The organism is Pseudomonas sp. 382 (assembly GCF_002759075.1).
Lineage (GTDB): Bacteria > Pseudomonadota > Gammaproteobacteria > Pseudomonadales > Pseudomonadaceae > Aquipseudomonas > Aquipseudomonas vlassakiae.
This window is the reverse complement of sequence record NZ_PEMX01000029.1, coordinates 1-21,792: the sequence shown is the minus strand read 5'-3', so window position 1 is coordinate 21,792 and position 21,792 is coordinate 1. Positions and strand designations below refer to the sequence as shown.

Annotated in this window: 17 protein-coding genes and 1 pseudogene; 7 read left to right on the top strand and 11 right to left on the bottom strand. The window is 62.8% G+C overall.

Annotation, left to right across the window (positions count from 1 at the left end):
* Nucleotides 1-232: 232 nt before the first annotated feature.
* Nucleotides 233-448 (top strand): ribosome modulation factor, encoded by a 216-nt coding sequence (gene rmf / locus CQW31_RS24100; protein ID WP_079227119.1) that lies wholly within the window; start codon nucleotides 233-235, stop codon nucleotides 446-448.
* A gap of 153 nt (nucleotides 449-601) precedes the next feature.
* On the opposite strand, the gene CQW31_RS24095 is transcribed toward rmf, so the two are convergent.
* Nucleotides 602-1,624 (bottom strand): quinone-dependent dihydroorotate dehydrogenase, encoded by a 1,023-nt coding sequence (locus CQW31_RS24095; protein WP_054883447.1) that lies wholly within the window; start codon nucleotides 1,622-1,624, stop codon nucleotides 602-604.
* A 127-nt stretch (nucleotides 1,625-1,751) separates the two neighbouring features.
* On the opposite strand from CQW31_RS24095, the gene CQW31_RS24090 reads away from it, so the two are divergent.
* The 4 genes from CQW31_RS24090 to CQW31_RS24075 all read left to right on the top strand — a co-directional run bounded on the left by CQW31_RS24090 (nucleotide 1,752) and on the right by CQW31_RS24075 (nucleotide 6,614).
* Nucleotides 1,752-2,954 carry a CmpA/NrtA family ABC transporter substrate-binding protein gene (locus CQW31_RS24090; protein WP_054883446.1) on the top strand — a complete coding sequence of 401 codons (1,203 nt, stop codon included), beginning with the start codon at nucleotides 1,752-1,754 and terminating at the stop codon, nucleotides 2,952-2,954.
* 11 nt (nucleotides 2,955-2,965) lie between these two features.
* Nucleotides 2,966-3,541, top strand: a complete 576-nt coding sequence (locus tag CQW31_RS24085; protein ID WP_054883656.1) for an ANTAR domain-containing response regulator — start codon at nucleotides 2,966-2,968, stop codon at nucleotides 3,539-3,541.
* A 185-nt stretch (nucleotides 3,542-3,726) separates the two neighbouring features.
* Nucleotides 3,727-4,938, top strand: coding sequence for a NarK/NasA family nitrate transporter (locus CQW31_RS24080; RefSeq protein WP_054883445.1), 1,212 nt, complete (start codon nucleotides 3,727-3,729; stop codon nucleotides 4,936-4,938).
* Nucleotides 4,939-4,946: 8 nt separating this feature from the next.
* Nucleotides 4,947-6,614 carry a bifunctional protein-serine/threonine kinase/phosphatase gene (locus CQW31_RS24075; protein ID WP_099815562.1) on the top strand — a complete coding sequence of 556 codons (1,668 nt, stop codon included), beginning with the start codon at nucleotides 4,947-4,949 and terminating at the stop codon, nucleotides 6,612-6,614.
* 91 nt (nucleotides 6,615-6,705) lie between these two features.
* Here the strand turns inward: CQW31_RS24075 and CQW31_RS24070 are convergent, their stop codons facing one another.
* The 8 genes from CQW31_RS24070 to ppsA all read right to left on the bottom strand — a co-directional run bounded on the left by CQW31_RS24070 (nucleotide 6,706) and on the right by ppsA (nucleotide 14,916).
* Entirely contained in the window at nucleotides 6,706-7,743 is a 1,038-nt protein-coding gene (locus tag CQW31_RS24070) for an OmpA family protein (protein ID WP_054883443.1), read from the bottom strand.
* Nucleotides 7,744-7,853: 110 nt separating this feature from the next.
* The gene (gene sigX / locus CQW31_RS24065; RefSeq protein WP_033696348.1) at nucleotides 7,854-8,420 is read right to left on the bottom strand and encodes an RNA polymerase sigma factor SigX; all 567 of its coding nucleotides are present in this window, start codon (nucleotides 8,418-8,420) and stop codon (nucleotides 7,854-7,856) included.
* A gap of 112 nt (nucleotides 8,421-8,532) precedes the next feature.
* Entirely contained in the window at nucleotides 8,533-9,357 is an 825-nt protein-coding gene (locus CQW31_RS24060; protein ID WP_054883442.1) for a mechanosensitive ion channel domain-containing protein, read from the bottom strand.
* Nucleotides 9,358-9,359: 2 nt separating this feature from the next.
* On the bottom strand, nucleotides 9,360-9,623 hold the full coding sequence (locus CQW31_RS24055; protein WP_054883441.1) for a hypothetical protein: 264 nt from the start codon (nucleotides 9,621-9,623) through the stop codon (nucleotides 9,360-9,362).
* A 93-nt stretch (nucleotides 9,624-9,716) separates the two neighbouring features.
* Entirely contained in the window at nucleotides 9,717-10,712 is a 996-nt protein-coding gene (locus CQW31_RS24050; protein WP_099815561.1) for a zinc transporter ZntB, read from the bottom strand.
* Between the two features lie 27 nt (nucleotides 10,713-10,739).
* Nucleotides 10,740-11,231: a ribonuclease E activity regulator RraA gene (gene rraA, locus CQW31_RS24045; RefSeq protein ID WP_054883439.1), complete on the bottom strand. Its 492-nt coding sequence runs from the start codon at nucleotides 11,229-11,231 to the stop codon at nucleotides 10,740-10,742.
* A gap of 214 nt (nucleotides 11,232-11,445) precedes the next feature.
* The gene (locus tag CQW31_RS24040) at nucleotides 11,446-12,438 is read right to left on the bottom strand and encodes an alpha/beta fold hydrolase (protein WP_249342007.1); all 993 of its coding nucleotides are present in this window, start codon (nucleotides 12,436-12,438) and stop codon (nucleotides 11,446-11,448) included.
* Between the two features lie 102 nt (nucleotides 12,439-12,540).
* Nucleotides 12,541-14,916, bottom strand: a complete 2,376-nt coding sequence (gene ppsA / locus CQW31_RS24035) for a phosphoenolpyruvate synthase (RefSeq protein ID WP_099815559.1) — start codon at nucleotides 14,914-14,916, stop codon at nucleotides 12,541-12,543.
* Nucleotides 14,917-15,107: 191 nt separating this feature from the next.
* On the opposite strand from ppsA, the gene CQW31_RS24030 reads away from it, so the two are divergent.
* Nucleotides 15,108-15,926, top strand: a complete 819-nt coding sequence (locus tag CQW31_RS24030; protein WP_054885785.1) for a pyruvate, water dikinase regulatory protein — start codon at nucleotides 15,108-15,110, stop codon at nucleotides 15,924-15,926.
* A gap of 167 nt (nucleotides 15,927-16,093) precedes the next feature.
* Here CQW31_RS24030 and CQW31_RS24025 read toward each other — a convergent pair whose 3' ends face one another.
* Nucleotides 16,094-20,959 carry an NAD-glutamate dehydrogenase gene (locus tag CQW31_RS24025; RefSeq protein WP_054885784.1) on the bottom strand — a complete coding sequence of 1,622 codons (4,866 nt, stop codon included), beginning with the start codon at nucleotides 20,957-20,959 and terminating at the stop codon, nucleotides 16,094-16,096.
* Between the two features lie 276 nt (nucleotides 20,960-21,235).
* Here CQW31_RS24025 and CQW31_RS24020 point away from each other — a divergent pair, with 276 nt between their 5' ends.
* The gene (locus CQW31_RS24020; RefSeq protein WP_099815558.1) at nucleotides 21,236-21,589 is read left to right on the top strand and encodes a hypothetical protein; all 354 of its coding nucleotides are present in this window, start codon (nucleotides 21,236-21,238) and stop codon (nucleotides 21,587-21,589) included.
* Between the two features lie 96 nt (nucleotides 21,590-21,685).
* Here the strand turns inward: CQW31_RS24020 and CQW31_RS31775 are convergent.
* Nucleotides 21,686-21,792, bottom strand: a pseudogene (locus tag CQW31_RS31775) (IS110 family transposase); the annotation flags it as partial.

Sequence of the window (21,792 nt, the reverse complement as noted above, 5' to 3'; positions counted from 1 at the left end):
GAGTCGCATTTATTTACTTATCCCCTCACCCTCGGAAAGGTTACGTGCTTATGACAAATTGATCATTCCCACCGTGACCTGCATTCGTTAGAACTGGTCTCAGGCCGCTTCGCAATGAGGCGGCACCTTCAGCTCGCCACGCCGGCAGCGAGCGCAAAACCGGCAGAAAGACTCTGCCCGGCCTCGGAGAGGCCGACGGGACATTACAGTCAACAAGTGAGGGCAACACCCTATGAGAAGACTTAAGCGTGATCCGTTGGAAAGAGCATATTCACGTGGCTACCAATACGGGGTCACCGGCAAATCCCGCGAACTTTGCCCCTTTACACTTCCTTCAGTTCGCCAAGCCTGGATCAACGGCTGGCGCGAAGGTCGCGGTGATAACTGGGACGGAATGACTGGCACCGCTGGCATCCATAGACTCAACGAAAATCACGCCGTTGGCTGAACGAGGACACTGAATTCGAGTTACCCATGCGCGCCCTATCCGGGCGGCGGGCTTCGGCCCAGGGGCCCCTTTAAGGGGCCCTTTTTTATCAGGCTCGATCTTACATCAGCGCTGCATTCTTCGCGGGATCAACCGCGAAGAGGCCCGGTCAGGTCAACGTGGCATTGCAGCAATGGCATCTACCGCTTCACGAATCAGCGCTGGCCCTTTATAGATGAAGCCCGAGTAGATCTGCACCAGGCTCGCCCCTGCAGCGATCTTCTCGGCCGCATGACGGCCTTCGGTGATGCCTCCGGCGGCGATGATCGGCAGTTTGCCGCCCAACTCGCCCGCCAGTACCTTGACGATGTGCGTGCTCTTCTCCAGCACTGGCGCACCCGACAGGCCACCGGCCTCGCCACCATGCTCCAGCCCCTCGACCCCTTCGCGCCCCAGGGTGGTATTGGTGGCAATTACCGCATCCATGCCCGATTCCATCAGCGCGCTGGCGACCAGCGCGGTTTCCTCGTCGCTCATGTCCGGGGCGATCTTGATCGCCAACGGCACGCGCTTGCCGTGCTCGGCGGCCAGCTGCTCACGGCGCTCGGCCAGGGCATCGAGCAGTTGCTTGAGCGAGTCGCCGAACTGCAGGCTGCGCAGGCCGGGAGTATTCGGCGAGCTGACGTTGACGGTGATGTAGCTGGCTTCGGTATAGACCTTGTTCAGGCAGATCAGGTAATCGTCGACCGCACGCTCGACCGGGGTATCGAAGTTCTTGCCGATATTGATGCCCAACACGCCGTCGTAACGCGAAGCCCGCACGCGCTCGAGCAGGTGATCGACGCCCAGGTTGTTGAAACCCATGCGATTGATGATCGCCGTTGCCTGCGGCAGGCGGAACAACCGCGGTTTGGGGTTGCCCGGCTGCGGACGCGGGGTCACGGTGCCGATCTCGACGAAGCCGAAGCCCAGCTGGGCAAAGCCGTCGATGGCCGCGCCGTTCTTGTCCAGGCCCGCCGCCAGCCCCACCGGGTTGGCGAAGTTCAAGCCCATCACGGTCACCGGCAGGGCCGCCGGCTGCTTGCACAGCACACCATTGAGCCCAAGTCGGCCACCGGCGCCGATCAGGTCCAGGGAGAGGTCATGGGAGGTTTCCGGGGAAAGCTTGAACAGCAGCTGGCGGGCCAGGGTATACATGGGCGGGCAAGGCTCGGGGTAAGTGAGGCAGCGATTATAGCCAGCGCGCGCCCGGCATGACAGGGGCTTGGCACATGGGTTGCTTCTTCGTTTGCCTACAGTCTATTCAGTACAGGCGAGGACCTTTGTGAATACCGCACCTCTAGCCTGGGTAAACGGCAGCGACGCGCCGGAAAAAACCAGCCTCAACATCGGCTACATGGCCCTGACCGATTGCGCCTCGGTGGTGGTCGCCGCCACCCAGGGCTTTGCCCAGCAACACGGCCTGACCCTCAACCTGGTACGTCAGGGGTCCTGGGCCGGCCTGCGCGACAAGCTGGCCAATGGCGAGCTGGATGCCGCCCATTGCCTGTACGGCCTGGTCTATGCCGTGCACCTGGGGATCGGCGGTGTACCGGCCAGCAACATGGCGGTGCTCATGGGGCTGAACCAGAACGCCCAGGCCATCAACCTGTCACCCGCCTTGCAGCAGCAGGGCGTGACCAGCCCTGAGGCACTGGCGCAGCGGGTGCACCAGCAGCGCGCACGGCTGACCTTCGCCCAGACCTTCCCCACCGGCACCCACGCCATGTGGCTGTATTACTGGCTGGCCAGCCAGGGCATCCACCCGCTGCACGACGTCACCAGCGTGGTGGTGCCACCGGCCCAGATGACGGCGCACATCCAGGCCGGGCGCATCGACGGCTTTTGCGTCGGCGAGCCCTGGGCTGCTGCCGCCGTCAGCCAGGGCCAGGGCTTCACCCTGGCCACCAGCCAGTCGATCTGGCCCGACCACCCGGAGAAGGTACTGGCCTGCACCCGCGCTTTCGTCGAGCACTGCCCCAACAGCGCCCGCGCACTGGTCAAGGCGGTACTCGCTGCCAGCCGGTTCATCGAACAGAGCCCGGAGAACGTGCGCAGCACCGCGCAACTGCTCAGCGGCAGCGCCTACCTCGACACACCGCTCGAAAACATCGAGCCGCGCCTGCTGGGCAACTATCAGGACGGCCTGGGCAACACCTGGCACGACCGGCACGCCCTGCGCCTGTTCGATCAAGGCCGCGCCAACCTGCCTTACCTGTCCGATGGCATGTGGTTCATGACCCAGTTCCGCCGCTGGGGCCTGTTGCGCGATGACCCCGACTATCTCGGCGTGGCTCGCCAGGTGCAGCAATTGCAGCTGTACCGCGAAGCCGCTGACGCACTCGGCGTGAGCAGCCCCGACTCAGCCATGCGCAGCAGCCTGCTCATCGACGGCACGCGCTGGGATGGTACCGACCCCTATGCCTACGCCCGCAGCTTCCGCCTGCACGCACTGGGCCAGGCGCCCGATGCCCGAGTCGGTCTGTGAGGGCCATGACCATGCTGCGCATCTTGCTGATCGACGACACCCAGAAGCAGCTTGGCCGCCTCAAGGCCGCACTGCGCGAAGCCGGATTCGAGGTGATCGAAGCGCCAGACCTGACCATCGACCTGCCCGCCTGCGTCGAAACGGTGCGCCCGGACGTCATACTGATCGATACCGACTCACCTGACCGTGACGTGATGGAGCAGGTGGTGCTGGTCAGCCGCGACCAGCCACGGCCCATCGTGCTGTTCACCGACGAGCACGACCCGACGGTGATGCGCCAGGCGATCCAGGCCGGGGTCAGCGCCTATATCGTCGAAGGCATCCAGGCGGCGCGGCTGCAGCCCATTCTTGACGTCGCCATGGCGCGCTTCGAGAGCGACCAGGCACTCAAGGCTCAGTTGCTGGCCCGCGACCAGCAACTGGCAGAGCGCAAGCGCATCGAGCAGGCCAAGGGGCTGCTGATGAAGATGAAGGACTGCAACGAAGAACAGGCCTACACCTTGATGCGCCGGCAGGCCATGAGCCGGCAGCAGAAGCTCATCCAGGTGGCCGAGCAGATCATCGCCATGCATGAGATGCTCGGCTAGCCCGGCAGCATCGCCAGGGCTGCCAGATCAAAAAGTTGGCCCAGCTTTTGCTGAACCTAGTTCACCGGTAGCCAACGGCGGTTGCCTCATACCCCCCCGACAAAGACGTCGCTCTTCGCTCCACGCCAGTGGACCGGGCAGCGGCGTCTTTTTCGTTTCCGCTGCATTGCCGAGTGAGGTGTTCGATGAGTACCAGCTTCTGGAAATCCGGGCATGTGCCCACGCTGTTCGCCGCGTTCCTATATTTCGACTTGAGCTTCATGGTCTGGTACCTGCTTGGCCCGCTGGCGGTGCAGATTGCTGCCGACCTGCAACTGAGCGCCCAGCAGCGCGGCCTGATGGTGGCTACGCCGATCCTTGCCGGTGCAGTGCTGCGCTTCGTCATGGGCGTGCTGGTCGATCGCCTGTCGCCAAAGACCGCTGGCCTGATCGGCCAGACGATTGTCATCGTCGCCCTGACCGGAGCCTGGTACCTGGGCGTGCACACCTATGAGCAAGCCCTGCTGCTGGGTGTGTTCCTCGGTGTAGCCGGCGCCTCGTTCGCCGTGTCGCTGCCGCTCGCCTCGCAGTGGTACCCGCCACAGCACCAGGGCAAGGCCATGGGCATCGCTGGCGCAGGCAACTCCGGTACGGTGTTCGCCGCCCTGCTGGCCCCGGTGCTGGCTGCCGGGTTTGGCTGGAACAACGTGTTCGGCTTTGCCGTGCTCCCGCTGTTGCTGACCTTGGCAGTGTTCGCCCTGCTGGCGCGCAATGCCCCGCAGCGGCCCAAGCCAAAGGCAGCAGCCGATTACCTCAGTGCCCTGGGCGACCGTGACAGCTGGTGGTTCATGTTCTTCTACAGCGTCACCTTCGGCGGCTTTATCGGCCTGGCCAGCGCCCTGCCCGGCTACTTCAGCGACCAGTACGCCCTGAGCCCGGTCACCGCCGGCTACTACACCGCCGCCTGCGTGTTCGCCGGCAGCCTGATGCGCCCGCTGGGTGGCGCCCTGGCCGACCGCTTCGGCGGCATCCGCACCCTGCTCGGCATGTACAGCGTGGCTGCCATCTGCATCGCGGCAGTTGGCTTCAACCTTCCCAGTGCCGCAGCCGCCCTGGCGCTGTTCGTCAGCGCCATGCTCGGCCTCGGCGCTGGCAATGGCGCGGTGTTCCAGCTGGTACCGCAACGCTTCCGCCAGGAGATCGGCGTGATGACCGGGCTGATCGGCATGGCCGGTGGCATCGGCGGCTTCCTGCTGGCAGCAGGGCTCGGCGCCATCAAGCAGCACAGCGGCGACTATCAGCTGGGCCTGTGGATGTTCGCCAGCCTCGGCGTGCTCGCCTGGTTCGGCCTGTACGGGGTCAAGCAACGCTGGCGTACCACCTGGGGCTCGGCAGCGGTTACCGCTGCGCGGGTCTGAGGAAGACCATGAGCCTGCAGCTCAGCTTCGCCCAGGCCAGCGCCACCGGGCCACGCATGGAGAACCAGGATGCCCTGCGCCTGGTCACGCCGGCGGCGGAGCTGGCCGCCAGCAAGGGCTACCTGTTCGCCCTTGCCGATGGCGTCAGTCAATGCGCCGACGGTGGCCTCGCCGCTCGCGCCAGCCTGCAGGCGCTGGCCATGGATTACTACGCGACGCCCGCTACCTGGGGCGTGGCCCAGGCCCTCGACCGCCTGCTGTTGGCACAAAATCGCTGGTTGCGTGCCCAAGGCAGCCAGCCGCTGCTGACCACACTGAGCGCCCTGGTGCTGCGCGGGCGCCGTTTCACCCTGGCCCACGTGGGCGATTGCCGGGCCTATCGCTGGCACGCCGGGCGCCTGCAATGCCTGAGTGAAGACCACGTCTGGGACCAGCCCGGCATGCAGCATGTGCTCAAGCGTGCACTAGGCCTGGACCAGCACCTGCTGGTCGACTACCTGGAGGGCGAACTGCAAGCTGGCGAGTGCTACCTGCTGCTCAGCGACGGCGTCTGGGCCAGCCTTGGCGACCAGCACATTAAGGCCATCCTGCGCGAGCAACCCGACCTGCAATCGGCCGCCGAGACCCTGGTTGCCAGCGCCCATCACAACGGCAGCCAGGACAACGCCAGCGCCTTGCTGGTGCGGGTCGAGCAACTGGGCACGGCCAATCTCGGCGACACCCTGGTGGAACTGCAGCAATGGCCATTGCCTGGCCCACTGCGCGAGGGCCAGGCGCTCGATGGCTGGCAGGTCGAAACGTGCCTGGCGCACAGTCGCCAGTCGCTGCTTTACCGGGTACGTGATACCCAGGGTCAACCCTGGCTGCTGAAAACACTGCCCGGCGAGCGCGAACAGGAACCCGGCGCCGCCCAGGGCCTGCTACTGGAAGAATGGTTCCTGCGGCGGGTCGCCGGCCGCCATTTCCCCGAACTGCATGCTGCCGGCCGGCGCCAGCACTTGTATTACGTGATGCGCGAACACAGCGGCAAGACACTCGCCACGCACCTCGAAGCACATGGCCCGTTAGCGCTCGCACAATGGCTGGAAATCGCCCGTCAGCTGCTCCAGGCCATCGGCGTGCTGCACCGACGAAACCTGCTGCATCGCGACATCAAACCGCAAAACCTGCACCTGGGCGATGACGGCCAGGTACGCTTGCTGGACTTCGGCCTGGCGTATTGCCCGGGGTTGTCCCAGGAACCGTTGCACGAATTGGCCGGCACACCGTCGTATATCGCCCCGGAAGCCTACCAAGGCCAGCCCCCGAGCCCGCGCCAGGACCTGTACGCCGCCGGCGTCACGCTCTATCGCTTGCTGACCGGGCATTATCCTTATGGGGAGATCGAGGCCTTCCAGCGCCCACGCTTTGCTCAGGCCGTAAATCCCTCCCGTTATCGCCCCGACCTGCCCGAATGGTTGCAGCACAATTTGCTGCAGGCCGTGGCGGCGGACCCGGCGCATCGCTTCGAGACCGCCGAGCAATGGTTACTGTTGCTCGAACGCGGCGACCGCCAGGAACTGCCCAGCCGCCCTCGCCCGCTGCTGGAGCGTGAGCCGTTGAAGGTATGGCGCACCTTGGCCCTGCTGTCCCTGTTGTTGAATGTGGTGCTGCTGTTCGCCCTGCTAAAGGGTTGAACGTGCCTTGCCGGGGATACGGTGGTTGCATAAATGACAGACAAAGAAAAACCCGGCCGAGGCCGGGTTTTTCATTGAAGCTTCAAACCAATTACTTGGCCTGGGCTTCTACCTGAGCTTCAACGCGACGGTTGATAGCGCGGCCTTCTTCGGTGGCGTTGTCAGCAACCGGACGGGTTTCGCCGTAGCCAACCGACTGAACGCGGCTGGATTCAACACCGTACTGCTGGGTCAGAACCTGCTTGACAGCATTGGCACGACGCTCGGACAGCTTCTGGTTGTAGGCGTCTGGGCCGACGGAGTCAGTGTGACCTTCAACCACGGTGGTGGTCTGTGGGTACTGCTTCATGAAGTCAGCCAGGTTCTTGATGTCGCCGTAGCTGTTTGGCTTGACGACCGACTTGTCGAAGTCGAACTTGACATCCAGCTCAACGCGAACGACTTCGGCAACAGCCGGGCAGCCATCAGCGTCAACGGTAACGTTGGCTGGGGTGTCTGGGCACTTGTCGACGTTGTCGCAAACGCCATCGTTGTCGGAGTCGGAGCAGACTTCAGCAACTGGAGCCGGAGCAGCAGCCACTTTACCACCGCTACCACCGAAGTTCAGACCAACACCAACGGTTGGGCCCCACTCGGTGTTGCCGTCGTCGATGTTGTACATGGCTTCAACGCCAGCACGGGCGAAGAACATGTCGGTGATGTACCACTTGGCGCCAGCGCCAACGTTGGCGAAGGTGGAGTGGTCGCGGCCGCTACGAGTGGCCTGGCCCAGGCTCTCGTGAGCGAAACCGGCGGAAACGTACGGACGCAGAGCATCGCCAACGGTACCGAAGTGGTAGGTAGCGTCCAGCTTGGCCTTGGAACCTTTGATGTCTTTGTTGAAGACTTCGCCACGAGCGTTGTGAGTCTCGTTGTAGCCCAGGTCCAGGGATACGTCGTCAGTCAGGAAGTAACCCAGACGAACACCAGGGTTGGTGCCGTCGTTCTTGAAGTTACGCTCGCTGTCGTAGTACTGCTTGGTCACGTTGCCTTCGACTTCGACCGCGCCTTGGCCTTGAGCCAGAACGCCGAACGAAGTAGCTGCGACGAGCGAGCCAATGGCCAAGCCCAAGGTGTTTTTCAATTTCATCCGTTAAATCCCCATCTGGTGATAGTTAAGCAGTCCCACCAACATCCGGGGGACAACTCGACGGCAAGTCTAGCAGAACTCGCCGATCCGTTAGAGATATTTGCAGAGGGCTAAGTTTCATCAAGCCCTGCAAATTTCTCACGAAGCTTGTCTAGCGCGCGCTTGTAGCGCATTTTCGTTGCGCTCAGGCCCATGTGCATGATATCGGCGATTTCCTGAAATTCCAGCTCCGCGACAAAACGCAGCACCAGAATTTCCCGATCAATCGGGTTCACATGCACCAGCCACTTGTCCAGACCGCCTTTTTCTTCCGGTTTCGGAGCCTTCTCTTCGGACGCCTCTTCAACAGGGTCCAGGCTCAAGGCATCCATCAACCGGCGTTTACGACGCTCCTTGCGGTACTGGGTAATGCATTCGTTGTAGGTAATGCTGTAGAGCCAGGTCTTGAACTTGGACTTGCCCTCGAAGTTCTTCAGACCGTAGAGCACCTTCAGCATCACTTCCTGACAGACATCATCAGCATCGCGGTCGTTCCCCAGATAACGCGCACAGACGTTGAACAGGGTCCGCTGGTAGCGCCGCATGAGCTCCTCATAGGCGCGGGTTACGTGATACAGCTCTTCATGCGAACGCGCCACCAACTCCTCGTCGGTGAGTTCGCGGGGGTCATAACGCATGGGCGGCGAATGAACTTTATTCAAAACGGATCTGGCCGACAGTCAGGTCAATGTCGCCGCTCAACCCCTGGGGCTGATTTCGCGGCGGCATACATTAACAGCTTTTGTACGGTTAGCGGCTATTGACTCGCTGCTCGAGGAGCTCGCGATTGGACAGCGACACCAGCTCGCCCTCATCGGTCAACAGCGTCGTCTTGACTGTGCCGATCTCTTCGATCATTCCTTCAACCTCTCCAATCCGCACCTGCTGGCCGACCTGGTACAGTTCGCGAACATAAATGCCGGCCAGGATCTGCCCGGCGATTTCGCGGCTGCCAAGGCCCATGGCAAGCGCAACGGCCAGACCAACGGTAATCAGCCCGATGACGATCACGTGGTTGAGCAGGTCGGTCTTGACCTCCAGCTGGCTGATGGCCACCGAGATGCTGATGATGATCACCAGGCCCTGGGTGATGCGCCCAAGGCCGGCGGAATATTCCAGGCCGATACCTTCGGCCGCACCGCGCACCAGGCCGTTGGCCACCTGCGCCAGCAGCACGCCTGCCAGCAGCACCAGGGCTGCGCCGAACACCTTGGGCAGGTAAAGGGCGAGCATGTCCAGGGTCGCCGAAACCCGCTCCAGGCCCAACGACTCAGCGGCCGAGACAAGGAAGATGAGCAACACGAACCAGTAGACGATCTTGCCGATCAACGTCGAGATCGGCACCTGGATGCCAACCCGGCCAAGCATCTTGGTCAGCCCGGTACCGGCCATGAGACGGTCCAGGCCGAACTTGGCCAGGAGCTTGGAAAGCAGTGTGTCGAGCAGCTTGGCCACCACGAAACCGAGCAGCACCACGACCAGCGCGCCGAACAGGTTGGGGATGAAGTTCGCTACCTTGGTCCATAGGGCGGTCATGGCAGTGACCAGGCTCTGGGTCCAGAGATCGAGTTCCATATTCAATCGGCCTTATCTGCTTTGCTGCCACCGGCAGCGTTGCGGGTAGAGTGTCGACGCACCGGCGCAACGTGCGCCGAGCCATTGTTCACGGCGATCAGCAGCGCCTGGCTCCAGCGGCCAAGCAGGCTGAACAGATCACCGGCACCGACCTGGCGGTTGGCGGTTTTCAGCACGCGACCCAGGCACGCGGCATCGTCTCGCTCCTCACCGGAGGGCGACGCCTTGAGCAGGTCACGCAGTGATTCTTCAAACGGATCGTGCATGGGCACCTCGCGCAGTGTCACTCAGAGACGAGGTGGCCGGGCGATGGGTCACACATCGCAGTGGAACGAATGCTTCATGACGACTCGGCATGTTCATACCCAGCGCAACCGCCGGAACAACCACCACTGCCCCACTGCCAGGCCGAGCACGACGATGCAGGCCAGCAGGAAGCCATAAGGGTTGCTCGCCCCCGGAATGCCGCCGACATTGATGCCGAGCAACCCGGTGACGAAGCTCATGGGCAGGAAGATGCAGGTGATGATACCGAAGCGGTACATGGTCCGGTTCATCCGTTCGCTGCGCCGGCGGTCTTCGCTTTCCAGCACCAGCGCTGCCCGCTCGCGGGTCAGCTCCAGCTCTTCGAGGTAGCGGATCAGGCTGTTGTTCAGCTCGTTCCAGTAATCGGCATCGGCATCGCAGAACCAGCTCCATTTGCTGCGCGACAGCTGGGCGTAGATCTCACGCTGAGGTGCCAGAAAGCGACGCAAGCCCGCCGCGCGGCGGCGAATCTGCTGCAGGCTGCCGTGCTCCGGTGTATACCGTTCGTCAGATTCAACCTTCTCTTCCTCCACATCGACCAGTTCCGAGAGGTCGCTGACCAGGCTCTGTACCTTCTCGGTCAGTAACTCACCCATCAACAGCAACAGCTCGGACGCCGATTTCGGCCCCCTGCCCTCTTCAAGCTGCTGAAGGATTTCATCGCTGGCACGCAGCGGCCGCAAACGCAGCGAAATGACCCGCTGCGCCTGGGCATGAATGCGCACCGACACCATGTCCTCGGGCTCGGCACCCGGGTTGAGGTTGACCCCGCGCAGGAACAGCAACATCTGCTCACCGGCCTGCGGCAACAGCCGTGGCCGGGTGTTTTCTTCCAGCAGCAGGTCGCAGGCGAACTCGCTCAGGCCACTGTCCTGCAACAACCAGGTGCGGGTTTGCGGATGACTGCGATCCCAATGCAACCACAGGCTTTGCTGTGGTTGCAGCTGCAGGCCGTCCAGCTCGGTCCGGGCAATCGAACGCGCGCCACCTTTACCATCGAGCACCAGGGCATGCACCAACCCCCACTGCGCGTTGTCTTCCTCGAACATCAAAGCTCCATCAGCGCGTACTACGCGTCACTCCGGCATCTTCAGCGGGCTTGGCGAGATGATCACGCCATTGTTGTCGGCATACAGGTACTCGCCCGGGCGGAAGGTGACACCGGCGAAGGTCACGGCCACGTTAAGGTCGCCGATGCCGCGTTTGTCGGTTTTCATCGGGTGGCTGGCCAGCGCCTGTACACCGACGTCGGTCTGGATCAGTACATCGACGTCACGCACGCAACCGTAGATAACCAGGCCTTCCCAGCCGTTCTTGGCGGCCTTTTCGGCGAGCATGTCACCCAGCAGCGCACGGCGCAGCGAGCCACCCCCGTCGACCACCAGGACCTTGCCCTTGCCATCGAGCTCGACCTGCTCCTTGACCAGCGAGTTGTCTTCGAAGCACTTGATGGTAACGATCTGGCCACCGAAGGAGTCGCGGCCACCGAAGTTGCTGAACATGGGTTCGAGCACCTGAACCAGGTCCGGGTAGGCGTCACACAGGTCGGGCGTTACGTAATGCTGCATGGGAAGCTCCTGTCAGTCACAACGAAGGCGGGTATCGGCCAAGGCTACACCGTAGAAGCCGTCGCAGTCATCCGGGACTGAGCAGTCAAGTTTTGCCTGTACCGGCCTCTTCGCGGGTAAACCCGCTGCCACAGGAATACCACGGGCCTGAGGAATGTGGTGATCCTGTGGCAGCGGGTTTACCCGCGCAGAGGCCGGCACAAATGAAGTTGATTCAGCCAACAGGCACAGGCTCGGCAGCCACCGTCGACTCATGCACCGGCAGCAGCGGATCACGCAACCAGCGTTCAACCAACGGCCATACCTGCACCTGTGCCGCCTTGCTCACCAGCATGTCGACATGACCAAAGGCCTCGAACCCCTCTTCACGGCCCAGACGCAAGAACTGCTTGCGCTCCCCGCCCAGCTGATCGAACAGCTTGCGGCAGGCCCACACCGGGTCCTGGAAGTCCCCCGCGCCAGCCACCGCCAGCAACGGCACATCCACTTCGGCCAGCCCCGCCCACCAGTCGTTCTGCTTGTCGCCAAAGCGCCCGAACAGGCCATGCCAGCGCATGCTCTCCAGCGCCAGGCCGATCGGCTCGTCCTCCGGACCACGCTTGAAGCGCGGCCCGGAAATCTGCCCCCAACGCTTGAGCAGCAGTTTTGCCCCCCAGGTCAGCGGAGGCACCTTGAGCGGCCAATAGACCCGGCTGACCTGGGTTCCGAAAAGCGCCACGCTGGCCACCTGCTCAGCCTTTATGAAGCCGCCACCCAAGGCTGCCACCAAGGTAGTGCCACCCAGGGAGTGGCCGACCCAGTGCGGCGCCTGGCCAGACTGCTCACGCACGAATGCACCGATCAGTGGCAGATCGTCGCGGGCATAATCGGCCACGCTGTTGTGCTTCCAGTTGCGGTTACGCGGCGACAGCCCGTGGCCGCGCATTTCCGGGATCCATACGTCGAACCCGGCCCGCGCCAGATAGGCCCCAAGGCCGATGCCCTTGGGCGAGTACCAGAAGCGCCGGTTGGAGAAACTGCCATGCAGCAGAATCACCGGCACACCTTGGGGCCGGACTTGATCGGCCAGCCCCAGGCGGGTCACGGCCAGCTCGACGCTGGGGTCCGGGCCGTTGCCGGTCTTGATCCGGTACACGTCTTCGCTGAGGTCGCCGCGGCGCTCAGCACTGAGCAAGGCCACGGGAAAAAGGTTGCTGCTGCTTTGCATAAGGTTGCTTGGTGCACAAAAAAGGGCGGGATCCATCACTGGAGCTCGCCCTGGAAAAAACCAGGCGGAAGCGCGCCAGACGCGCCCCCGCAATTTACCGCATCAGGCCGCGCCCTGGCCTTCGGCCAGGAAGAACCAGGTCTCCAGGACCGAGTCCGGGTTCAGCGACACGCTTTCGATGCCCTGCTCCATCAGCCACTTGGCCAGGTCCGGGTGGTCCGACGGGCCTTGGCCACAGATGCCGATGTACTTGCCGGCCTTGTTGCATGCCTGGATGGCGTTGGCCAGCAGCTTCTTCACCGCAGGATTTCGCTCGTCGAACAGGTGGGCGATGATGCCCGAGTCACGGTCCAGGCCCAGGGTCAGCTGGGTCAGGTCGTTGGAGCCGATGGAGAAGCCGTCGAAGTATTCGAGGAACTCTTCGGCGAGGATGGCGTTGGACGGCAACTCGCACATCATGATCACGCGCAGGCCGTTGTCGCCACGGGCCAGGCCGTTTTCGGCAAGCAGGTCGACGACCTGGCTGGCTTCGCCCAGGGTGCGCACGAACGGCACCATGATCTCGACGTTGGTCAGGCCCATTTCGTTGCGCACGCGCTTCAGCGCACGGCACTCGAGCTCGAAGCAGTCGCGGAACGACTCGCTGATGTAGCGCGAGGCGCCGCGGAAGCCCAGCATCGGGTTTTCTTCTTCCGGCTCATACAGCTTGCCGCCGATCAGGTTGGCGTACTCGTTGGACTTGAAGTCCGACAGGCGCACGATGACCTTTTTCGGGTAGAAGGCTGCCGCCAGGGTGCTGATGCCCTCGACCAGCTTCTCGACATAGAAACCGACCGGGTCGTTGTAGCCGGCGATGCGCTTGTCGACGCTTTCTTTCAGGTCGGCTGGCAGACCGGCGTAGTTCAGCAGCGCCTTGGGGTGCACACCGATCATGCGGTTGATGATGAATTCCAGACGCGCCAGGCCCACACCGGCGTTGGGCAGCTGGGCGAAGTCGAAGGCACGGTCCGGGTTGCCGACGTTCATCATGATCTTGAACGGCAGCTCCGGCATGGCGTCCACCGAGTTCTGCTTGACGTCGAAGCCCAGTTCACCCTCGAAGATGAAACCGGTGTCGCCTTCGGCGCAGGATACGGTCACGCCCTGGCCGTCTTTTAGTACCTGGGTGGCATTGCCGCAACCGACCACGGCCGGGATGCCCAGCTCACGGGCGATGATCGCCGCGTGGCAGGTGCGCCCGCCACGGTTGGTGACGATGGCACTGGCGCGCTTCATCACCGGTTCCCAGTCCGGGTCGGTCATGTCGGAAACCAGCACGTCGCCGGGCTGTACCTTGTCCATCTCGGACACGTCGTTGATCACGCGGACCTTGCCGGCGCCAATGCGCTGGCCGATGGCGCGGCCTTCGACCAGCACGGTGCCTTTCTCTTTGAGCAGGTAACGCTCCATGACATTGGCGCTGGCGCGGCTCTTCACGGTCTCAGGGCGGGCCTGAACGATGTACAGCTTGCCGTCATCACCGTCCTTGGCCCACTCGATGTCCATCGGGCGCTGGTAGTGCTGCTCGATGATCATCGCCTGCTTGGCCAGTTCGTTGACTTCGTCGTCGCTCAGGCAGAAGCGGGCACGATCGGCACGATCGACCTCGATGGTTTTGACCGAGCGGCCGGCCTTGGCTTCGTCGCCATAGACCATCTTGATCGCCTTGCTGCCCAGGTTGCGGCGCAGGATGGCCGGGCGACCAGCCTGCAGGGTTTGTTTGTGCACGTAGAATTCGTCAGGGTTGACCGCGCCCTGCACCACGGTTTCACCCAGGCCGTAGGCACCGGTGATAAACACCACGTCACGGAAGCCCGACTCGGTGTCGAGGGTGAACATCACGCCGGCGGTGCCGGTTTCTGAACGGACCATGCGCTGCACGCCGGCGGACAGGGCTACCAGCTTGTGGTCGAAGCCCTGGTGCACGCGGTAGGCGATGGCGCGGTCGTTGAACAGCGAGGCAAACACTTCCTTGGCCGCGCGGATCACGTTGTCGACGCCACGGATGTTGAGGAAGGTTTCCTGCTGGCCGGCGAACGAGGCGTCCGGCAGGTCTTCGGCGGTGGCCGAGGAACGCACGGCCACGGCCATGTTGTCGTTGCCCTGGGACATTTCGGCGAAGGCGGTGCGGATTTCCGCATCCAGGCGGGCCGGGAAATCGGCCTCCATCACCCACTGGCGGATCTGCGCGCCGGTCTTGGCCAGGGCATTGACGTCATCCACGTCGAGCGCATCGAGTGCCGCATGGATCTTGTTGTTCAGGCCACTCTGTTCGAGAAAGTCACGGTACGCCTGAGCCGTAGTGGCAAAGCCGCCCGGCACCGACACACCGGCACCAGCGAGGTTACTGATCATCTCGCCCAGGGATGCGTTCTTGCCCCCCACATGCTCCACATCGTGGACGCCGAGCTTATCGAGGGAAACTACGTACTCTACCAAGGTGATCTCTCCACTAACTGTATTGGAAAAGCTCAAGGGCGCCCGCCTGCCTTCGTTGACTGGGCCGGACGCTTGTGGCCTGTACCTGGAATATAGGTTCGCAAAATATGGCAGAATTGCTGACAGCCGCATTCGGCAAACCGAACTTATCATATCCAAGAAACGTCATCAGCTTAAGGCCCAGATCGCAAATGAAACGAACCGCGTTCTTCATCTCCGATGGCACCGGCATCACCGCCGAAACCCTGGGCCAGAGCCTGCTCGCTCAATTCGAAAGCATTCCGTTCAATAAATTCACTCGTCCATACATCGATAGCCCGGAAAAAGCACGGACCATGGTGCAGCAGATCAATGCCGCCGCAGAGCGCGATGGCATGCGGCCGATCATCTTCGACACCATCGTCAATCAGGACATCCGCGAGATCCTGGCGACGTCGAACGGCTTCATGATCGACATCTTTTCTTCGTTTTTATCCCCGCTTGAGCAGGAACTGACGGCCCATTCGTCGTATTCCGTCGGCAAATCGCACTCGATTGGTGGCAACTCCAACTACATGGAACGCATCGAGGCGGTGAATTTCGCCCTGGACAACGACGACGGCGCGCGCACCCACTACTACGACAAGGCCGACCTGATCCTGGTCGGCGTATCGCGCTGCGGCAAGACGCCCACCTGCCTGTACATGGCCATGCAGTTCGGTATTCGCGCCGCCAACTACCCGCTGACCGAGGACGACATGGAGCGCCTGCAATTGCCGGCGGTGCTGAAGAAGCACCACAGCAAGCTGTTCGGCCTGACCATCGACCCCGACCGTCTGACCGCCATCCGCCACGAGCGCAAGCCAAACAGCCGCTATTCCAGCTTTGCCCAGTGCGAATTCGAGGTGCGCGAGGTGGAGAACCTGTTCCGCCGGGAGAACATTCCCAACATTAATTCGACGCATTTTTCGGTGGAAGAGATTTCGGCGAAGATCCTGGTGGAGAAAGGCGTGGAGCGCAGGTTCAAGTAAGCCTGCACTGGCCTCTTCGCGGGTAAACCCGCTCCCACAGGAAACTCACCAATCCTGAGACTTGTGCAGTACCTGTGGGAGCGGGTTTACCCGCGAAAGGGCCGGCACAGGAATACAAGAAAGCCCCGGCATCGCTGCCGGGGCTTTCTTTTACCTCACTACCTGACTCAGGACGGCACCACCGCCGCCTGCCCGCTCAGCGCCAGGTCGACCAGCTCGCGGTTAGCCACCGCGTACATCGCATAGTCGGTGCCGGTGGCGTTGCGCAGGTCGTCGAGCATGGCGCGCCAACGCTCGACCATCACCCGGTGCTGCTCGGCCCACAGCGCCACCCGGGCGTCCATGTCTTGCGGCGCATCGGCCATCTGCAAGACCGAGATGGTGATCGCCCGCTGCTGCAGGTCGATGTCGTCACGGAACGCCTCGCGGGCCAGGGCCTGCCAATTGTTCTCCACCGGCAGGTTGCTGATTTCCTGCAGGTACCAGGTCAGGTCCAGCGCGCTGCCCACGGCGAAGAACGCCTTGGCTACCTGCGCCGGGTCATGGCCCGTTACATCCGAGGCCTCGATGATCGGCAGCAGGGTGTACAGGTGGGTGGTACCGGCAACCATGCGCGCCAGCAATTCTGGCACGCCGGCGTCGACGAAGCTCTGGTAACGCACCATCCAGCGCTCGCGGGTCGGGCCTTCCAGCAGCTCGTCGAGCTTGAGCCCCAACTGGGCGATCTTCGGCCCGAAGTGCGCGCTGTCACGCCCGGCATCCTGCTCATTGCGGCGGCTGCGCAGGAACCAGCGGGTGGCGCGGCGGCCCAGGCGCATCAGCTCGTCCATCAAGGTCAGCTGGATCTCCGCCGGCACCTGATAGTCCAGCGCCTCGATCTGGCGGAACCAGTGCGGCAGGTGGAAGATGTCACGCACGATCACATAGGCCCCGGCGACGTTGGCCGGGCTCATGCCGGTCGACTCCTTCAGGCGCTGTACGAAAGTGATACCCATGTTGTTGACCAGGTCGTTGGCGATCTGGGTGCTGACGATTTCGCGCTTCAGGCGGTGACGGCGCATGGCGTCGGCGAACTTGCTGACCAGCGACGGCGGGAAGGCGGTTTCCATGTCGCGGGTCAGGTAGTCATCGTCCGGCACCTGCGACTTGAGCAGCTGCTCCTTGAGGTCGATCTTGCTGTACGAGATCAGCACCGACAGCTCGGCGCGGGTCAGGCCCTGGCCAGCCGCCAGGCGCTCGGCCAGCTGTTCCTCGGACGGCAGGAACTCGATCGCTCGGTCCAGCTTGCCACGGCTTTCGAGGTCGGCCATCAGGCGCTTGTATTCGGCGATCCGCTCGCGGGCGCGGCGGGCTGCCAGCGACAGGGCCTGGGTCTGCTTGTAGTTGTTGCCCAGCACCAGGCCAGCCACTTCGTCGGTCATGCTGCCGAGCAACTGGTTGCGCTGCTTCTCGGTCATATCGCCACCCTGCACCACTTCATTGAGCAGGATCTTGATATTGACCTCGTGGTCGGAGCAGTCCACGCCACCGGCGTTGTCAATGAAATCGGTGTTGGTGGCGCCGCCATGCAGGCCAAATTCGACACGACCGAGCTGGGTCATGCCGAGGTTGCCGCCCTCGCCTACCACCTTGCAGCGCAGTTCGTTGCCGTTGACCCGCAGGGCATCGTTGGCCTTGTCGCCGACATCGGCGTGGCTTTCAGTGCTGGCCTTGACGTAAGTACCGATACCGCCGTTCCACAGAAGGTCGACCGGTGCCTTGAGCAGCGCGTGCAGCAGTTCTGTCGGGGTCAGGCGGTCGGCTTCGATGGCAAAGCGTTCCTTCATCTGCGGGCTGATGGCGATGCTTTTGGCGCTGCGTGGGAAGATCCCGCCGCCTTCGGACATGATACTGGTGTCGTAGTCGCTCCAGGCTGAGCGCGGCAGGTCGAACAGGCGCTTGCGCTCGACGAAGCTGGTGGCCGGGTCCGGGTTCGGGTCGATGAAGATGTGCAGGTGGTTGAACGCCGCCACCAGTTGCAACTTGTCGGACATCAGCAGGCCGTTGCCGAACACGTCGCCGGCCATGTCGCCGATGCCGATCACGGTGATCGGGTCCTGCTGCACATTGATGCCGCGCTCGCGGAAGTGGCGCTGCACACCGACCCAGGCGCCACGGGCCGTGATACCCATCTTCTTGTGGTCATAACCGGCCGAGCCACCCGAGGCGAACGCGTCGCCGAGCCAGAAGCCGTAATCGATGGCGATGCCGTTGGCGATGTCGGAGAAGGTCGCGGTGCCCTTGTCGGCTGCCACCACCAGGTACGGGTCGTCGTCGTCGTGACGCACCACGTTGGCCGGCGGCACCACGCCACCGTCCTTGAGGTTGTCGGTGATGTCGAGCAGGCCGCAGATGAAGATGCGATAGCACGCCACGCCCTCGGCGGCGATTTCGTCACGGCTACCGCCCAGCGGCAGCCGGCGCGGCAGGAAGCCACCCTTGGCGCCGACCGGCACGATCACCGAGTTCTTCACCTGCTGGGCTTTGACCAGGCCCAGCACTTCGGTGCGGAAGTCTTCCTCGCGGTCCGACCAGCGCAGACCGCCGCGGGCGACATTGCCAAAGCGCAGGTGCACGCCCTCGACCCGTGGCGAATAGACGAAGATCTCGAACTTCGGCACAGGCTTGGGCAGCTCGGGAATCAGCTTGGGGTTGAACTTGAAGCTGAAGTACGACTTGTTCTGGCCGTTGCCATCCGGCTGGTAGAAGTTGGTGCGCAGGGTGGCCTTGATCAGGTCCAGGTACCGGCGCAGGATGCGGTCCTCGTTGAGCACCTGGACATCGTCCAGGGCGGTGAGGATCGCCTGCTCCAGGCGTTGCTGCTTGTCGTCCAGGTCTTCGCTGGTGAGCTTGCGCGCCAGGTAGAAGCGAGTCTTGAACAACCGGGTCAGCTCGCGGGCGATCTCGGTGTGGTTGTTCAGGGTGCTGGCGATGTAGCCAAGGTCGAAGCCCAGGCGGATCTGCTTCAGGTAACGGGCATAGGCACGCAGCAACGCCACGTCACGCCATGGCAGGCCGGCGGTGAGCACCAGACGGTTGAAGGCATCGTTCTCGGCGTCGCCCTTGACGATGTGGATGAAGGCATCCTGCAGGATGTCGTTGAGCTGCTGGATGTCCAGGTCCAGGCCTTCGCTATAGGTAAAGGCGAAGTCGTGGATCCAGAACTCGCGCCCGCTGGTGTGGCGCAGGCGGTATGGGAACTCGCCGAGTACGCGCAGGCCAAGGTTTTCCAGGATCGGCAGCACGTCCGACAGCGCCAGCGGGGTATCGGCATGGTACAGCTTGCAATGCAGCAGGCGGTCGCCCAGGCGGGTCAGCGGCTGGTAAAAACTCATCGCCAGCGGCTTGTGCTCGGACAGCGCCACCACGTGCTGCAGGTCGACCACCGCCGAATGCGCCGGGAAACGCTCGCGGTAGCCAGCCGGGAAGCCTTTGGGGAAGTCAGCCAGGATGTTGGTGCCCTGGGCTTCGCCGAAGTTCTCGATGACCAGCGCCGAGTAGTCGTCATGCCACGAGCGGCAGGCCTGGATCACTTCGTTTTCCAGTTGCTGCGGGTCGATGTCGATGCGGTTCTTCGGGTCGACCCGCAGAATAAGCTGCACGCGCGCCAACACCGATTCGGAGAAGAAGGTCCAGAACTCGCAATCGCTGGCCTTCAGGCGCTCCATCAGCACCTGCTGGATCTTCTGCCGCACTTCGGTGGAGTAGATCTCGCGCGGCACGTAGGCCAGGCAATAGCAGAAGCGCCCGTAGGGGTCCTTGCGCAGGAACACACGGATCTTGTTGCGTTCCTGGATCTGCACGATCGACATGACGGTGTTGAACAACTCGTCGATCGGGGTCTGGAACAGGTCGTCGCGTGGCAGCACTTCGAGCACCTGGGCCAGTTCCTTGCCCAGATGCGCTTTCGGGTCGAAGCCGGAACGGCGTTCGACTTCGGCGACCTTCACGCGAATGTAAGGGATGGCATGCACGCTCTCGCCGTACACCGACGACGTGTACAGGCCCATGAAGCGGTGCTCCTTGATGACCTTGCCGTCGGCATCGAGCTGGCGGATCGACACGTAGTCCGGGTAGGCCGGGCGATGCACGCGGCTGGGCAGCGCGGCCTTGGCGAACGACAGCAGCAGCGGCTCGTTGAGGTAGGCCACGGCGTAGTCTTCGATGCGCAGTTCTTCCGCCGTCAGGCCCACCCGCAGGCGGCGCGGCAGGCCGAGGAACGACTGTTCGTCGTAGTCCATCTGGCCACCGTTGATGTCGGCCTGGACGGTGAATTCTTCGTAGCCGAGGAAGGTGAAGTGGTTATCCAGCAGCCATTCGAGGAAAGCCTTGACCTCGCCCTTTTCGTGCTGGGCCGGGCCATAGGCGGTGTTCTCCACTTCGGCGACGACTTCACGCAGCTTGGCTTTCATCGGTTCGAAATCAGCCACCGCCACACGCACTTCGGCCAGCACCTGCTCGATCTCGCGGGCCAGCACCGTCAGCTCGGCGGCATTGGCGCAGCGGTCGATCTCCAGGTACATCAGCGACTCGTGGCGCACGCCCTCGCCCTGGGTGCCCTTGGGCAGCAGTTCAAGCAGTTCGCCCTTGGCGCCCCGGCGCACGCTCAGCACCGTGGTCTGCAGGGTGTGGATGCTGTAGCCGCGGCGGTTGAGCTCGGTGCGCACCGAGTCGACCAGGAACGGCAAGTCGTGATGCAGCACTTCGACCACGGTGTGGGTCGACTGCCAACCATTGCGCTCGTAATCGGGGTTGTACACCCGCACTTGCGGGTATTCGGGGTCGAAGCGCTCGATGATGCGCCACGCCGACAGGGTACAGCCGGCCAGATCCGAAAGCCGGCGCTGGGTGAGTTCGTCCAGAGAGATGATGCCGAAGAACTGCTCGGCGAACAGCGCCACTTGTGGCAGGGACTGTTCGCTGATGTGCTGCGCCAGGGCCGCTTGCAGTTGATGCTGGAAGTCGGCTTTGCTGGCTGCGGTGAAGAACGCCATCTGTGGTACTCCGCTTGGGCTTTGTAATGGTTGAAGCGTCGCGCACGTCCGCCATGTTACGGATCAACGATAGCCAACCCATGGCAAGCCGGACGGTAAAAACCAGACGTTGAACGTGGCAGGCACGTCCAGGGCTCGCCGAAGCTTAACGACTGAGCGGTCATTGCCGCTTGCGAGGCTGCGACAATTTCGGTCAAGGGCTGGCAACTTTACGTTTATGGATGTGTGCAAGGCTGTCAGAATTCCCTTTCAATTCCCTTGACCCGAGTCGCCGTCATGCAAATTCAAACCTCCGTGCTGTTCGCCACCCCTTGCGATGACGAGGAAGACAACATGGCGACCCTGTGCTGCCACAGCGACAAGGGGCAGATGTTTCTGCTGACCCGTTACCCGGACGAAGACACCGTCGACCTGACCCTGGATGACGAGCCGTCGACACTGGATGGGCTGAAAGTGACCTTCAGTGCACAACGCCTGCTGATCGAAGTGGCGGCCGGGGATCGTGATGCGCTGAAAGGGGATGAGGCGCTGGAGATCGTGCTGACTTCGGCGGGGACCGACCTTGAGGAAGTGGCGCTGACCCTGAAAAACATCCTGGATGGCACCGGTACCTTCGTCAGCGAGCTCTGAGTATTCCGTTCCGGCCTCTTCGCGGGCACGCCCGCTCCCACAGGGATTGTGCAAATTCTGAAACCTGCGCCGTACCTGTGGGAGATTCTATGGTTTTCAGCAAGCCAGTTTCCCGCCTTTGGTGACGTATTCGTCCTGATTTTTCATCAGGGCGAATGCCACCCGCGCGAGCTTTCTTGCCAGGATTACCAGAGCTTGGGTTG